This window comes from Streptomyces sp. NPDC057963, from assembly GCF_042887155.1.
Classification (GTDB): domain Bacteria; phylum Actinomycetota; class Actinomycetes; order Streptomycetales; family Streptomycetaceae; genus Streptomyces.
The window spans coordinates 214,002-227,527 of sequence record NZ_JBHVPX010000004.1 but is presented as its reverse complement, the minus strand read 5'-3'; the positions used below and the strand labels follow the sequence as shown (position 1 = coordinate 227,527).

Annotated in this window: 11 protein-coding genes; 1 reads left to right on the top strand and 10 read right to left on the bottom strand. The window is 70.8% G+C overall.

Annotated elements, in window-relative coordinates:
- Positions 1–65: 65 nt before the first annotated feature.
- The 4 genes from ACFVT1_RS11295 to ACFVT1_RS11280 form a co-directional block, all read right to left on the bottom strand.
- A complete protein-coding gene (locus ACFVT1_RS11295) occupies positions 66–1,895 on the bottom strand; it encodes a hypothetical protein (protein WP_389794276.1) in 1,830 nt (609 codons plus the stop codon).
- Positions 1,896–2,326: 431 nt separating this feature from the next.
- Positions 2,327–2,773, bottom strand: a complete 447-nt coding sequence (locus ACFVT1_RS11290) for a DUF6113 family protein (protein ID WP_389794275.1) — start codon at positions 2,771–2,773, stop codon at positions 2,327–2,329.
- The gene (gene mshB, locus ACFVT1_RS11285; RefSeq protein ID WP_389794274.1) at positions 2,770–3,699 is read right to left on the bottom strand and encodes an N-acetyl-1-D-myo-inositol-2-amino-2-deoxy-alpha-D-glucopyranoside deacetylase; all 930 of its coding nucleotides are present in this window, start codon (positions 3,697–3,699) and stop codon (positions 2,770–2,772) included. Before mshB ends, ACFVT1_RS11290 begins: the two co-directional genes overlap by 4 nt.
- Before the next feature lie 72 nt (positions 3,700–3,771).
- Positions 3,772–3,966: a hypothetical protein gene (locus ACFVT1_RS11280; RefSeq protein WP_093896879.1), complete on the bottom strand. Its 195-nt coding sequence runs from the start codon at positions 3,964–3,966 to the stop codon at positions 3,772–3,774.
- A gap of 166 nt (positions 3,967–4,132) precedes the next feature.
- On the opposite strand from ACFVT1_RS11280, the gene ACFVT1_RS11275 reads away from it, so the two are divergent.
- Positions 4,133–6,265: a prolyl oligopeptidase family serine peptidase gene (locus ACFVT1_RS11275; RefSeq protein ID WP_389794273.1), complete on the top strand. Its 2,133-nt coding sequence runs from the start codon at positions 4,133–4,135 to the stop codon at positions 6,263–6,265.
- A 40-nt stretch (positions 6,266–6,305) separates the two neighbouring features.
- On the opposite strand, the gene ACFVT1_RS11270 is transcribed toward ACFVT1_RS11275, so the two are convergent.
- From ACFVT1_RS11270 to ACFVT1_RS11245, 6 genes are all read right to left on the bottom strand, one after another.
- The gene (locus ACFVT1_RS11270; protein ID WP_389794272.1) at positions 6,306–7,313 is read right to left on the bottom strand and encodes a hypothetical protein; all 1,008 of its coding nucleotides are present in this window, start codon (positions 7,311–7,313) and stop codon (positions 6,306–6,308) included.
- A gap of 198 nt (positions 7,314–7,511) precedes the next feature.
- Positions 7,512–8,693, bottom strand: coding sequence for an ABC transporter ATP-binding protein (locus tag ACFVT1_RS11265; RefSeq protein ID WP_389794271.1), 1,182 nt, complete (start codon positions 8,691–8,693; stop codon positions 7,512–7,514).
- Positions 8,683–9,660: an ABC transporter ATP-binding protein gene (locus ACFVT1_RS11260; RefSeq protein ID WP_389794270.1), complete on the bottom strand. Its 978-nt coding sequence runs from the start codon at positions 9,658–9,660 to the stop codon at positions 8,683–8,685. Before ACFVT1_RS11260 ends, ACFVT1_RS11265 begins: the two co-directional genes overlap by 11 nt.
- A 13-nt stretch (positions 9,661–9,673) precedes the next feature.
- Positions 9,674–10,648: an ABC transporter permease gene (locus ACFVT1_RS11255; RefSeq protein WP_389794269.1), complete on the bottom strand. Its 975-nt coding sequence runs from the start codon at positions 10,646–10,648 to the stop codon at positions 9,674–9,676.
- Entirely contained in the window at positions 10,641–11,564 is a 924-nt protein-coding gene (locus ACFVT1_RS11250) for an ABC transporter permease (RefSeq protein WP_389794268.1), read from the bottom strand. Before ACFVT1_RS11250 ends, ACFVT1_RS11255 begins: the two co-directional genes overlap by 8 nt.
- 119 nt (positions 11,565–11,683) lie before the next feature.
- On the bottom strand, positions 11,684–13,315 hold the full coding sequence (locus ACFVT1_RS11245) for an ABC transporter substrate-binding protein (RefSeq protein WP_389794267.1): 1,632 nt from the start codon (positions 13,313–13,315) through the stop codon (positions 11,684–11,686).
- Between the last annotated feature and the right edge of the window lie 211 nt (positions 13,316–13,526).

Sequence of the window (13,526 nt, the reverse complement as noted above, 5' to 3'; positions counted from 1 at the left end):
CCGCCCCCGGCCGGGGGTCCGGCCGGGGGCGGGTGCACGGTGCGGTTCGCCGTGGCGGGCGGCTATCAGTTGCCGTCGAGCGGGATCCTGACGGTCCGCTCGGCGGTGGTCTTGCCCTTCAGCGCCGTCTGCATGGCGGCCGCCACGTCGTCCGCGCCGAGCTGGTGCTTCTTGCCGTCGCCCTTGGTGATCATGACACCGTCGAAGACACCGTCGCAGAGGGCGTCGATGGCCTTCTTGTCGTAGTGCTCGACCAGCCTGCCCTTGATCGGCACCATCGTGAGGATCTTCGGCAGCGACCGGTCCGGACCGAACGGGATCTGCTTGGGACCGGCCTGGATCACGATCAGCCCGGACATCGCGGGCTTCGCGAACTCCTTCATCGCCCGGTCCAGTTCGGCCTGGTCGATGGTGGGTTCGCGGGTGGTGACAGGCAGTTGGACGGTCTCCGACCGGCCGGTCTGCACCTGCGCCCGGTACGCGTCGCGCACCGAGATCATCGACTGGTTGACGTCCAGCGCCTTGCCCGATCTGCCGGGTACCGCGACGGCCTTGCCCGGCTCGAAGCGGATCGTGCCGTCGCCGGCCGAGCCGGAGACGCCCGCCAGATCCGTCAGCGCGACACCGAGCTTCTCCTCGTCGACCGGGATCACCGGGTCGACGACGCGCTTGCCACCGAAGAGGGAGCCGATGACGGAGAGCGGGTTGTAGTCGCTGCCCGCAGCCGAGCGCACGGTCTCCTGGCTGTCCAGGCCGAGCCCCGCCTTGTCCGGTGCGAGCTCGGTCTTCTTGCCGTTCACGGACAGCTGGAGGGGTGCCTCGGCGCGCTTGCCGAGGGCGGCGTCCAGCTTCGCGACGCCCTCCTCCTTCGTGCCTCCGCCGATGTCGACGCCGAGGACCGTGGTGCCCTTGGGTACGTCGGCGTGGTTGATCAGCAGCCCGGCGCCGTACGCGACACCGAGCAGGGCGACGGCACCGGCGCAGAGGAGGACCAGCTTGGAGCGGCCCTTCTTCTTCGGGGCCGGAGCCGCCGGGGCGGGGCGGGCGGCGGGAGTGGCCGACGAGGCGGCGGGACCGCCGGGTCCGGTCGGGCCGGTGCCCATCGCGTCGTCCGCGACACGGGGCGTCGGGCCGGGACCTCCGCCACCGGGCCCGCCCGCGAACGGGGACGGCGAGCGGCGCTCCGGCGGGACGACCGGGATGCCGCTGGTCAGCGTGTCACCGGAGACATTGCCGCCGGGACCGGCGGAGGCCGGGGCCGGGAACTGGGGCGTCAGCACCGCCGTGTCGTCGGACATCCGCGGGGGCGCGCCACCGGGGGCACCGGGTCCCTGCGGACCCGCCGGACCGCCGGAGCCCAGACCACCCGGGCTGCCCGCCGGACCGCCCGTCCCGTCGAGGTCCGGGGTCAGGGACGAGGTGCCGGTGACCGGGCCCGCGGTGGGTCCGGCGGGGCCCGGCGTACGCACTCCGAGGTTCGGCGTGGGGCGCGCACCGCCGGAGGCGGGCCCCGTGGACGCACGGGGGCCGTAGTCGTCGAGAGCGCTGCCGGGGCGCGGCACGTCCTGGTCGGCGGCGCGCTGCGGACCGTCCGAGAAGTACGGCAGGTCGGCGCGGGGCGGGGTGGGTGCGGCGTCCTGGGAGCCGTCGGCGCCACCCGGCGCGCCGCCGCCGACGACCGAGGTGTTCGCGGGGGCCTTGCGCGGGGCGAACCAGTCGCTGCCGCTCTTCTCCCTGGCCGGCTTCTCGGCAGCCGGTTCCGCGGTCGCCGAACCGGCTCTCGCCTCGGCGGCCGGTGCGGCGTCGGGCGCGTCCGACGCACCGCCCGGCGCGGGCGCGCCGGGGCGCGGGATGCTGCTGGTGCGCTCGGACTCGCTGGTGTCGGCGTCGCTCATCGGCGTACGCATGACGACCGGCGGGATGGGGCGCGAGCCCGGAATGTTGATCCGGATGCGCGTCGTCAGCGTCGTCTCGGTCCTCGGTTCTTCGGACCGAGGCGGATCCGCAGGCTCCGAGGCCCCCTCCGGGGCGTCCTGCGAAGGGTGCAGCGACGGATACTGGCGGGATCCGTACGGCGGCGTCCCCGAGGGGTACGCGGCTCCCCCGCGCCCCTGGGGCCCGGAGGACGAACTGTCAGTTTCACGACTCAAAGCAGGTTCTCCCGATTGGCTCCGCCGCCCGTACTTCCCCCCATGCCGCAGGCCAGGGGACGGCTCGGCGCGCGAACCACCATACTGGCCGCCGCCGACAGACACCCCGCGACCGGGGGAAACGACTGCGCGACCACCGGACGGGCAAAGGGCATTACGGGATCGGACGTGGCACTTTACTTGCCAGGCCGACCGCTGTCGGTGCCCGGCCGGGGCGACCGCGACATGGTGGCACAGATCACAGCGACGGCCATCCCGCCCAGCATGAAGAGGGTGAGGCCCAGTTCATCGCCGAAGACATAGTCGCCCTCCGGCCGCCCGCCGAGCAGCACAACGATCGAAATCAGCCAGCCCGCGGCCGGCGCCAGGGCGCCGAGCTGGGTGCCGAAGACACAGCGCCCTCCGTAGAACAGTCCGGCGCACGCGGCCAGCGCGAGCAGCAATCCGGCGGGGAACCAGGCGGCTTGGACCAGCGCCCCGGCGATCCCGACCAGCGCACCCAGGACGGCGAGACCCACGTAGACGGCGATCCGGCCGGGGTCGAGGGGCGCGGCGAGGCCGGTGCCCGGGACGCCCCCGGAGGGCGTTCCGGTGCGCGGTGCGCGCTGCTTGCCGTCGCTCATCGCTCCGCTCCCGGCGTGTCCGCTCCCGGTACGTCGGCTCCTGGCACCCCGGCGAACAGGTCGTCCTCGCGGGCCCCTTGGGGCGCCCCTGGGACACCGCGCGCCAACTCGTAGTACTCGGTGGTGAAGACGGGCTGGCCGAGGTCGTTGGAGAGGGCGAAGAAGGGGCCGTTCACGGTGATCTGGGTGGCGTGGGCCCGCATCGCGGCGCTCTTGGCGGCCCCGTGGGCCGAGCAGTCGATCCGCGTGGTGATCCTCGTGTCGTCGACCACGCCCGGTACGTCGTCGATGGTGGCGATCCCCGGGAAGGCGTCCGGCGCCGTCTCCCGCAGGCGCGCGAAGCCCTCTTCGGCGACCGGGCGCGGCAACCGGTTCCAGTAGATCTTGGCGATGGTGTGCGGGGCGTCCGGTCCGGGGCGGTACGCGGGGTCGGCGGCGAGCTCGGCGGCGCGCATCGCGACGCGGTGCGCCTGGATGTGGTCGGGGTGTCCGTAGCCGCCGTCGGGGTCGTACGTGACGAGGACCTGCGGGCGCACCGAGCGAATCACCTCTACGAGGTACCTGGCGGCGTCGTCCACGTCCGCGTCCCAGAAGGCGCCGGGGCGGTGGTTCTGCTCCGCGCCCATCATTCCGGAGTCGCGGAAGCGGCCGGGGCCGCCGAGGAGGCGGTGGTCGGCGACCCCGAGTTCCTTCATCGCCGCGGCGAGTTCACCACGGCGGTGCGGGCCCAGGGCGTCCTCCCGGTCCGCCGCGAGATGGGCGAGGGCGGGCGGAACGATCTCGCCCTCCTCGCCGAGCGTGCAGGTCACCAGGGTCACCTGGGCACCCTCTGCCGCATACCTGGCCATGGTGGCGCCGTTGTTGATCGACTCGTCGTCGGGGTGCGCGTGCACCAGAAGCAGACGCCGGGCGGGATGGTCCGTCATGGGGACCACCCTACGAGCCGAGCGCCTCGGGAACCGACCGTGCCCGCGGACCGGCCGGCGACGAGCCGGGTCTCAGAACTTGAGGCTTCCGATCATGCCTGCCACGTTCGTGGTCAGGTTCGAGATGCTGGGCGCAATGGACGAGCTGGCGAGATAGAAACCGAGCAGCGCGCAGACCACCGCATGTCCGCCCTTCAGTCCGGATTTCCGGATCAGCAGGAAGACGACGATCGCCAGCAGCACCACCGCCGAAATCGAGAGTGCCACGGCGGTTCACCTCCATCAGTACGGTCGGGTCGGGCAGCACACATGGAGCCAGCAGGTTCATACCCACCGAGCGCTACGGATCATAACTATCCGTCGCCCCGCATTGATCGGGGCACAGCAGCACGAGGGGCGCACGACCGGGCGGTCGGGGACTAGGTTCGGGCCCATGACTTCGCAGAAGATCTCATTTCCCCGCCAGCACGCCAAGACCATGCGGTTCACCCTCGGCGCTCCCCGTGCGTTCACCGTGTCACCCGACGGTGAGCGGGTGATCTTCCTGCGGTCGGACTCGGGCACGGACCGGTCGGGCCGGTTGTGGGTGCTGGACCTGCCGGAGGGCGGCACCCCGAAGGAGCGGGTCGTCGCCGATCCCGGGGCCCTGCTGGGCGGTTCGGCGGAGCGGTTGTCGGCCCAGGAGCGGGCCCGGCGCGAGCGCAGCCGCGAGGGCTCCTCGGGGATCGTCGGCTACGCGGTCGACGCGGCGGCCGAGTTGGCCGCTTTCGCGCTCTCCGGGAAGGTGTACGTCGCGGAGCTGCGGGCGGGTACGGCGCGGGCGCTGCCGGTGCCCGGCCCGGTGATCGACCCGCGGCCGTCGCCGGACGGGCGCCACATCGCGTACGTGTCCAAGGGCGCGCTGCGCGTCGTGGGCGCCGAGGGCGACGGGGACCGGGCGCTCGCGGAGCCGGAGGGGGAAGGCGTCTCGTACGGCCTCGCGGAGTTCATCGCGGCCGAGGAGATGCAGCGCTCACGGGGCTTCTGGTGGTCGCCGGACTCGGACCGGCTGCTGGTCGCCCGGGTCGACGACGGCCCCGTGCGGCGGTGGTGGATCGCGGATCCCGCGCACCCGGACCGCCGGCCGGCCGAGGTGGCCTACCCGGCGGCGGGGACGCCCAATGCCGAGGTGCGGCTCTTCGTGGCGGGGCTGGACGGCACCCGTACGGAAGTTGTCTGGGACCGGGCTCGCCATCCGTACCTGGTGCAGGTGCACTGGTCGTCGGCCGGGGCTCCGCTGCTCCTCGTACAGGCCCGTGACCAGCAGAGCCAGCTCTTCCTCGCGGTGGACACGGAGACCGGTGCGACGCAGACGGTGCATGTGGACGAGGACCCGGTCTGGCTGGAAATCTTCCCCGGTGTGCCCGCCTGGGCGCCGGACGGGCGGCTCGTGCGGATCGCCGACGAGGGCGGGGCGCGGGTGCTCGCGGTCGGCGACCGGCTGCTGACCGGGGCGCAGTTGCAGCTCCAGGCGGTCCTGGACATCGGTGAGTCGGATGTCCTGGTGGCGGCGTCGGCGGGTGAGGAGGCCGCGGATCCGGAGATCGGCGAGACCCATGTGTACCGGGTCAACGAACTGGGCGTCGAGCGGGTCTCCGAAGGGGCGGGAGTGCATTCGGCCGTCCGTTCGGGCGGGGTGACAGTGCTGGTCTCGCACTCCCCGGAGCGGCCGGGTGCCCGCACCGAGGTGTTCCGGGACGGCAAGCGGATCGCCACCGTCGCGAGCTTCGCGCAGGAGCCGGTGCTGTCGGCGCGGGTCCGCCTCACCGAAGGGGGCGCACGGCGAATTCCGTGCGCCGTGCTGCTCCCCGACGGGTACCAGGAGTCGGACGGCCCTCTTCCGGTGCTCATGGATCCGTACGGCGGGCCGCACGGACGCCGGGTGGTCGCCGCCCACAATCCGCATCTGACGTCGCAGTGGTTCGCCGATCAGGGCTTCGCGGTGGTCGTCGCGGACGGCCGCGGCACGCCGGGGCGTTCACCGGGCTGGGAGAAGGCCGTCAAGGACAATCTCGTCCTCGGCGTGGACGACCAGATCGAGGCGCTGCACGCCCTGGCCGGGCGCTTCCCGCTGGACCTCGGCAAGGTGGCGATCCGCGGCTGGTCGTTCGGCGGATACCTGGCGGCGCTGGCCGTGCTGCGGCGGCCGGATGTCTTCCACGCGGCGGTGGTGGGCGCGCCGGTGACCGACCAGCGGCTGTACGACACCCACTACACCGAGCGCTACCTCGGCGACCCGGCCGAGCGGCCGGAGGTGTACGCGCGCAACTCGGTGCTGACGGACGAGGGTCTCTCCGGGGCCGCGGACCAGGTCCGGCCGATGATGATCATCCATGGTCTGGCGGACGACAACGTGGTGGTCGCGCACTCGCTCAGGCTGTCGTCGGCGCTGCTCTCGGCGGGGCGCCCGCACGAGGTGCTGCCGCTCAGCGGGGTGACGCACATGACGCCGCAGGAGCAGGTGGCGGAGAACCTGCTGCTGCTCCAGGTGGACTTCCTGAAGCGGTCGTTGGAACTGCCGCGGTGACCTGTCCGGGGTGACCGGCGGTCTCGTCCGGCCGCGCCCGTCACCAGCCCGGAGGCGGCTGGGACGGGGGCGGCGGGCCGAAGACGCCGGGCCGCGGACCGCCGTACCCCTGCCCGTAGCCCTGGTGGTGCGGGGCGGGGGTGCCGGTGCCGACGGTGCCCCGCCGGGCCAGCACGATGAGCACCGCCGCACCGGCGATCACTTCGAAGAGCCAGGTCAGTACCGTGAGTTGCTCCTCGACCAGCAGATCGCCGAAGTGGCCGAGGAACTCGTAGTGCACAGCGCGGGCCACTCCCAGCGCCCCGTCGGACAGCAGCCCACCGGCCGCGATCAGGCCGAACGGCCGCGCGTGCACGGCGCGGCCGAGCGCACTCGTCGCCGCGTACAGGCAGAGCAGCGCGAGGACCGCGCCGCTCCAGCCGGGCGGCGGGTCGATCAGTCCCTGGAACACCCGGTCCCCGCCCAGGTACCAGTCGGGGTAGATCTCGGGGAACCGCACGGCCTGGCGGATCTCCCAGGCGGTCACGACCGCTCCCGCGGCGCCCAGCAGCAGGAAGGCCGTCACCCCGGCGCCCTGGCCCGGACGGGTCGGGGCGGCCTCGGAGCTGTCGCGCGCCGGCCGGCGGCCGGCCCCCGCGACGATGATCAGCGCGATCCCCGCCGCGAGGGCCGCGAAGGCGCAGACCAGGGCGCGGGTGCGGAGGTCGTCGGAGTACCCGGCCTCCATCCGGGGCTCACCGATGTTCCAGAGTCCGGGAAGCCGCACGACGAGGGTCACTACTCCGGTGGCGACCAGCGCGGTTGCGGCCACCGAGGACCGCAGGGCAGCGACGGCGGCGACGAGGTACGCCACGAGCAGCATCACGTCGTCGGCCGAGGTGGCGGGCAGCGCGGCCGGGCGCCTCTCGTAGGAGAAGGCCCAGTACCGCCACAACTGGCCGGGGTCGTCGACCGCCCTGACGTCCCGTACGAGCCAGCCCGCGACGATCACCGCGAGCAGGGCGCAGAGAACGGCACCGGTGACCCTTGCTCCGCGCGTGAGTATCACGCGAGCGATGTTCCCCCCGTCCCCGCCCACCGGACAAGAGGGCCGCCCGGAAGGTGCGCGAACGGGCAACCGGCCGGGGGGACTTGACGGCCCCCCGGCCGGTTCACGGCACCCGCACGGCCGTACGGCGGCCATGGTGGCGCGTTCGTGTGTCGGAGGTGGGACGGCCGGGTTTCCCACGCGTTGCCGTATCCGCGGTCAGCGGACCCGGCTGCTCCCCGAGGGCGGCGGCCCGTCCTCCCGCTCCACGGCGTCCGAGGGGCCCGCCCCGCGGCCGTCCTGCGCCTCCCGCACCGCCTCCTCCCCCGGCGTCTCCAGCAGCCCCTCCGGCGGCACCACCTGCTTCTCCTCCGCGAAATGGCAGGCCGAGTCGTGACCGGCCGGTGTGTCCGCCAGCCGGAAGACCGCCGGGACCGCCAGCAGCGGCACCTCCAGTTCGCACCGCTTCTGCGCCTTCCAGCAGCGGGTGCGGAAACGGCAGCCCGAGGGCGGGTTGGCGGGTGAGGGGACGTCGCCGTGCAGGATGATCCGCTCCCGGTGCTCGCGGGCCGTCGGGTCCGGCACGGGGACGGCGGACAGCAGGGCCTGGGTGTACGGGTGCGTGGGGTGGTCGTAGATCTGCTCGTCCGTGCCGATCTCGACGATCCGCCCCAGGTACATCACGCCGACCCGGTCGGAGATGTGCCGGACGATCGACAGGTCGTGCGCGATGAAGACGTAGCTCAGCGCGAACTCCGCCTGGAGCCGGTCCAGCAGGTTGACGACCTGGGCCTGCACGGAGACGTCGAGGGCGGAGACGGGTTCGTCGGCGACGATGATCTCGGGGTTGAGCGCGAGGCCGCGGGCGATGCCGATGCGCTGGCGCTGGCCGCCGGAGAACTGGTGCGGATAGCGGTTGATGTACTCCGGGTTGAGCCCGACGACGTCCAGCAGGTCCTGGACCCTGCGCCGCCGGTCGCCCTTCGGGGCCACCTCGGAGTGGATCTCGTACGGCTCCCCGATGATGTCGCCAACCGTCATCCGGGGGTTGAGAGAGGTGTACGGGTCCTGGAACACCATCTGGATGTTGCGGCGCACGGCCTTCAGGGCGCGCCCCGACAGCTTGGTGATGTCCTCGCCCTTGTACCTGATCGCCCCGGCCGTCGGCTGTTCCAGGTGCACCAGCATCCGGGCCACGGTCGACTTGCCGCACCCCGACTCCCCCACGATGCCGAGCGTCTCGCCCGCCGCCAGGTCGAAGGAGACCCCGTCGACCGCCTTGACGGCGCCGATCTGCTTCTTGATCAGGACGCCCTGGGTCAGCGGATAGTGCTTGACCAGGTCGCGGACCTCCAGGATGGGTTCGCCGCCCGCGCGGGTGCTCCCCGGTTCAGCGTGCATCGAGCGCCTCCTTCCAGAAGTAGCAGGCGCTCTCGCGGTGTTCGGCCACCTCGAACAGCGGCGGCACCTCGCCCCGGCAGACCTCCTGGGCCAGCGGGCATCTCGGGTGGAAGGCGCAGCCGGGCGGGATGTGCAGCAGATTGGGCGGGAGGCCCTTGATCGCGTACAGCTCCTGGCCCTTCTGGTCCAGGCGCGGGATCGACCGGAGCAGGCCCTTGGTGTACGGGTGGGCGGGTGCCCGGTAGATCTCGTGGACGGGGGCGGTCTCGACGATCCGGCCCGCGTACATCACGGCGATGTGGTCGGCGACGTCCGCGACCACGCCGAGGTCGTGGGTGATCAGGATCAGGCCCATGTTCAGTTCGCGCTGGAGCTCGGCGAGCAGGTCCATGACCTGGGCCTGGACGGTCACGTCGAGCGCCGTGGTGGGTTCGTCGGCGATGATCAGCGAGGGTTCCAGCGCCATCGCCATGGCGATCATGATGCGCTGGCGCATACCGCCGGAGAACTGGTGCGGGTAGTTCCCGACGCGCTCCCTCGCGGCCGGGATGCGGACCCGGTCCATCAGTTCGACGGCCTTCCGCTTGGCGTCCTTGTGGGACATCCCGCGGTGGACGACGAACATCTCGCCGAGCTGCTCCCCCACGCTGAGCACGGGGTTGAGGGAGGAGAGCGCGTCCTGGAAGATCATGGCCATCTCCTGGCCGCGGATCTTCCGGCGCTCGTCCTTCCGCATCTTCAGCAGGTCGCGGCCCTTGAAGAGGATCTCGCCGCCGCCGATCCTTCCCGGGGGCATGTCGAGAATCCCCATGATCGCCTGCGCGGTGACCGACTTCCCGGAGCCGGACTCGCCGAGGACGGCCAGCGTCTCGCCCTCGGCCACCGAGTAGTCGACCCCGTTGACGGCTCTGGCCACCCCGTCGCGGGTGTGGAACTCCACGTGCAGATCGCGCACTTCGAGCAACATGGCAGCGGGCTCCTCAGCGCAGCTTGGGGTCGAGGGCGTCGCGCACCGCGTCGCCGAGCATGATGAACGCGAGCACGGTGACCGCCAGCGCTCCGGCGGGCCAGAGCAGCATGTGCGGGGCGTTGCGGACGTACTGGGAGGCGGCGGAGATGTCGATGCCCCAGGAGACGGCCGGCGGTTTCAGGCCGACGCCGAGGAACGAGAGGGTCGCCTCCAGCGAGATGTACGTACCGAGTGCGATGGTCGCGACGACGATCACCGGCGCGACGGCGTTCGGGGTGATGTGGCGCAGCATCATCCGGGCGTTGGAGGCGCCCAGCGCGCGGGCCGCCTGTACGTAGTCGTTCTGTTTGGCGGTGATCACGGAGCCCCGGGCGATGCGGGCGATCTGCGGCCAGCCCAGCAGCACGATGAAGCCGATCACCGGCCAGACGGTGGCGCTGGTGACCACGGAGAGGAAGACCAGGCCGCCGAGGACCACCGGGATGCCGAAGAAGACATCGGTGAGGCGGGAGAGGACCGAGTCCCACCAGCCGCCGAAGAAGCCTGCCAGGCCTCCGAGGAGGCCGCCGAGCAGGGTGACGCCCAGCGTGGCGCAGACGCCGACGGTGACCGAGTTCCTGGCCCCGTAGACGGTACGGGTGTAGACGTCGCAGCCCTGTCCGTCGAAGCCGAAGGGGTGACCGGGCTGCGAGCCCTGCTGCGCCTTGCCCAGGTCGCAGTTGAGGGGGTCCTGGTCGGCGATCAGCGACGGCCAGACCGAGATGACCACGAGGAAGAGGATGACCAGCGCGGAGATGATGAAGACCGGGTTGCGGCGCAGGTCCCGCCAGGCGTCGGACCACAGGCTGCGCGGCTTCTCGGCGGGGCCGGTGCCCTCGGGGCCGCCCGGCGTCCTTTCGAGGGTCGTGCCCTCCTCCAGGGCCAGGTCCATCACGCCGCCCGCTCCGGCTGGTGAGATCGCCTCGTCCGGTGTCTGCTCAGGCATAGCGGATCCTCGGGTCGAGTACGGCGTACAGCAGGTCGACGATCAGGTTCGCCACCAGGAAGACGAGGACCAGAACGGTGACGAACCCGACGACGGTCTGGGAGTTCTGGCGCAGGATGCCCTGGTAGAGCTGGTAGCCGACGCCATGGATGTTGAAGATCCGCTCGGTGACGATCGCCCCGCCCATCAGGGCGCCCACGTCCGTACCGATGAAGGTGACGACGGGGATCAGTGAGTTGCGCAGCAGGTGCCGGACGACGACGCGCCGACCGGGCAGGCCCTTGGCGACGGCGGTACGGACGTAGTCGGCGCGGGCGTTCTCGGCGATCGAGGTCCGGGTGAGCCGGGTGACGTACGCCAGCGAGACCGAGGCCAGGACCAGTCCCGGGACGAGGAGCTCGTTGAAGGGCGCCTCCGGTGAGACGGAGGGCTTGATGACGCCCCACTCCACGCCGAGGAGGAGCTGGAGCAGCAGACCGGTGACGAAGGTCGGGATGGAGATGACGACCAGGGTGAGGATGAGCACGGTGGTGTCGACGGGGCGGCCGCGGCGCAGGCCGGTGACGACGCCGAGGCTGATGCCGATGACGATCTCGAAGACGATCGCGACGACGGTGAGCCGGATGGTCACGGGAAAGGCGGCGCCCATCAGCTCGGTGACCTTCTGGCCGTTGAACGCGGTGCCGAAGTCGCCGGTGAAGACGTTGCCCATGTAGGTCGCGTACTGCTGCCAGACGGGCTTGTCGAGGCCGAATTCCGACCGGAGTCGGGCTGCGGTCGCCGGGTCGCACTGGCGTTCGCCGCAGAGGCCTGCGATGGGGTCGCCCATCACGTTGACCATGAGGAAGATCAGCAGCGTGGCGCCGAAGAAGACCGGGATCATCTGCAGCAGCCGCCGGATCACGTAGCGTCCCATGAAGGTCTCCGGGGGTCGCGGGGGTCAAAGACTCGGGACTGGGGAGTGACGCGTCGAGGGACGCGGAAGCCGGGTGGCCGGTGCGTCCGTTCCCGGCACCGGCCCCCGGCTTCAACGGGTCACTTGACCTTGATCTGCTCGTACACCGGGACGCTGAACTGGTTGAGCGCCACGTCGGAGATCCGGTCCGAGTACCCGGCGCTGCCGTTCTGGTACCAGAGCGGAATGACGGGCATCTGCTCGACCAGGACCCTCTCCGCGTCCTGGAAGGTCGAGACGGCCTTGGCCTTGTCGGACTCCGCGTTGGCCTTGTCGACCAGGCCGTCGAACTTCTTGCTGCTCCACTTGCCGTCGTTGGAGGAGGCGTCGGTGTAGTACACCGGCTGCAGGAAGTTCTGGATCAGCGGGTAGTCCATCTGCCAGCCGGCCCGCCAGGCGCCGTTCAGCCTCTGCTGGGAGACCTGGCTGCGGAAGTCGGCGAAGGTGCCGACCGGGCCGCCGACGCACGCCTTGTTGTTGCCCATCACCTTGTTGATGCTGTTGCAGACGGCGTCGACCCACTCCTTGTGGGAGCCGGTGTCCGCGTTGTACGAGATCTTGAGCTGCCCGCCGGGGATGCCACCGCCCTCCTGGATCAGCTTCTTGGCGTTCGCCGCGTCGTACTCGCAGGGCGCGCCGCACAGCCCCTCCTTGAAGCCGCCCTTCGCACCGAGGACCGGGGACGTCCAGTCGGAGGCGGGGGTGCGGGTCTCCTGGAAGATCTGACGGGTGATCTGCTCGCGGTTGATCGCCATCGACAGCCCCTGGCGGACCTTGATGCCGCCGGGGGTGTTCCACTTCTTGTCGTAGAAGGGGAAGGCGAGGGTCTGGATGATGCCGGCCGGGGTGTTGATGTACCGGTCGCCCAGGTCCGCCTTGACGTTCTTCAACTGTGAGGCGGGCACGTCGTCGACGAGGTCGAGGTTGCCGGCCGTCAGATCGGTGTAGGCGGTGTTGTTGTCGGTGTAGACCTTGAGGTCGATGCCGCCGTTCTGCGCCTTGTCGGCCCCGGGGTACTGGTCCCACCTGCGCAGGTTCATCGACGAGCCCTTGGTGTACGTGTCGATGGTGTACGGGCCGTTGCCGATCGGCTTGGACACCCAGGCGGCGTGGTTGGTGAAGAAGGCCCTGGGCAGCGGCGCGAAGGCCGGGTAGCCGAGGGTGTCGGGCCACAGGGAGAACTTCTGCGTCAGCTTGACCGTGAAGGTCCGGTCGTTGACGAGCTTGAGCCCGGAGAGCGTGGTCGCGCGGGCATTGCCGGATTCGGGGTGAACTTTGTTGTATCCGTCGATGTATCCGAAGAAATACGCGTTCTTCTGATTGTTCTTCAGCAGGGCGCCGTAGTTCCAGGCGTCCACGAACGACTTCGCGGTGATTTTCTCGCCATTGCTGAAGGTCCAGCCGTCCTTCACGGTGACGGTGAAGTTCTGGTTGTCCTTGGTGTCGATTTTCTCGGCGAGCATGTTCATGGCCGCGCCGGTCTTCGGGTCGTACCTCTTGAGCCCCCGGAAGATCATGTCGAGGACCTTGCCGCCCTGCACCTCGTTGGTGTTCGCGGGCTCCAGCGGGTTCTGCGGGTCACCCCAGGAGGAACTCACCATTCCGTCGGCGCCACCGCCACCACCGCCGCCGCCCCCGCCGCCGCAGGCCGTCGCCGCCAGGGCGACGGCCACCGCGCATGCGGCCCATTTGGCCTGTGTGGCTCCGCGCATGGAGTGCCTCCTCTTGGTCTTCGTCACACGTAGAGCCAAATATCACCGCAAAACGACTCCAATGCACCCTATCTGCGGCCGTACGTGTGTATGTGTCATCAAGTCATTCGGGTGTGCCGCATAACGAAAAGGACACACCCATGACCGGACACCCCGCCAGGTTCGCCCCGATTACCCCGTTCCGTAAAACACCTGTCCACCTGTAGGACAT

Bases quoted from the DNA above. Each gene is read 5' to 3' on its own strand.
- ACFVT1_RS11245 (WP_389794267.1), bottom strand. From the start codon at position 13,315: ATGCGCGGAGCCACACAGGCCAAATGGGCCGCATGCGCGGTGGCCGTC.
- ACFVT1_RS11250 (WP_389794268.1), bottom strand. From the start codon at position 11,564: ATGGGACGCTACGTGATCCGGCGGCTGCTGCAGATGATCCCGGTCTTC.
- ACFVT1_RS11275 (WP_389794273.1), top strand. From the start codon at position 4,133: ATGACTTCGCAGAAGATCTCATTTCCCCGCCAGCACGCCAAGACCATG.
- ACFVT1_RS11290 (WP_389794275.1), bottom strand. From the start codon at position 2,773: ATGAGCGACGGCAAGCAGCGCGCACCGCGCACCGGAACGCCCTCCGGG.
- ACFVT1_RS11255 (WP_389794269.1), bottom strand. From the start codon at position 10,648: ATGCCTGAGCAGACACCGGACGAGGCGATCTCACCAGCCGGAGCGGGC.
- ACFVT1_RS11265 (WP_389794271.1), bottom strand. From the start codon at position 8,693: ATGCACGCTGAACCGGGGAGCACCCGCGCGGGCGGCGAACCCATCCTG.
- ACFVT1_RS11260 (WP_389794270.1), bottom strand. From the start codon at position 9,660: ATGTTGCTCGAAGTGCGCGATCTGCACGTGGAGTTCCACACCCGCGAC.
- ACFVT1_RS11295 (WP_389794276.1), bottom strand. From the start codon at position 1,895: ATGAGCGACGCCGACACCAGCGAGTCCGAGCGCACCAGCAGCATCCCG.
- mshB (WP_389794274.1), bottom strand. From the start codon at position 3,699: ATGACGGACCATCCCGCCCGGCGTCTGCTTCTGGTGCACGCGCACCCC.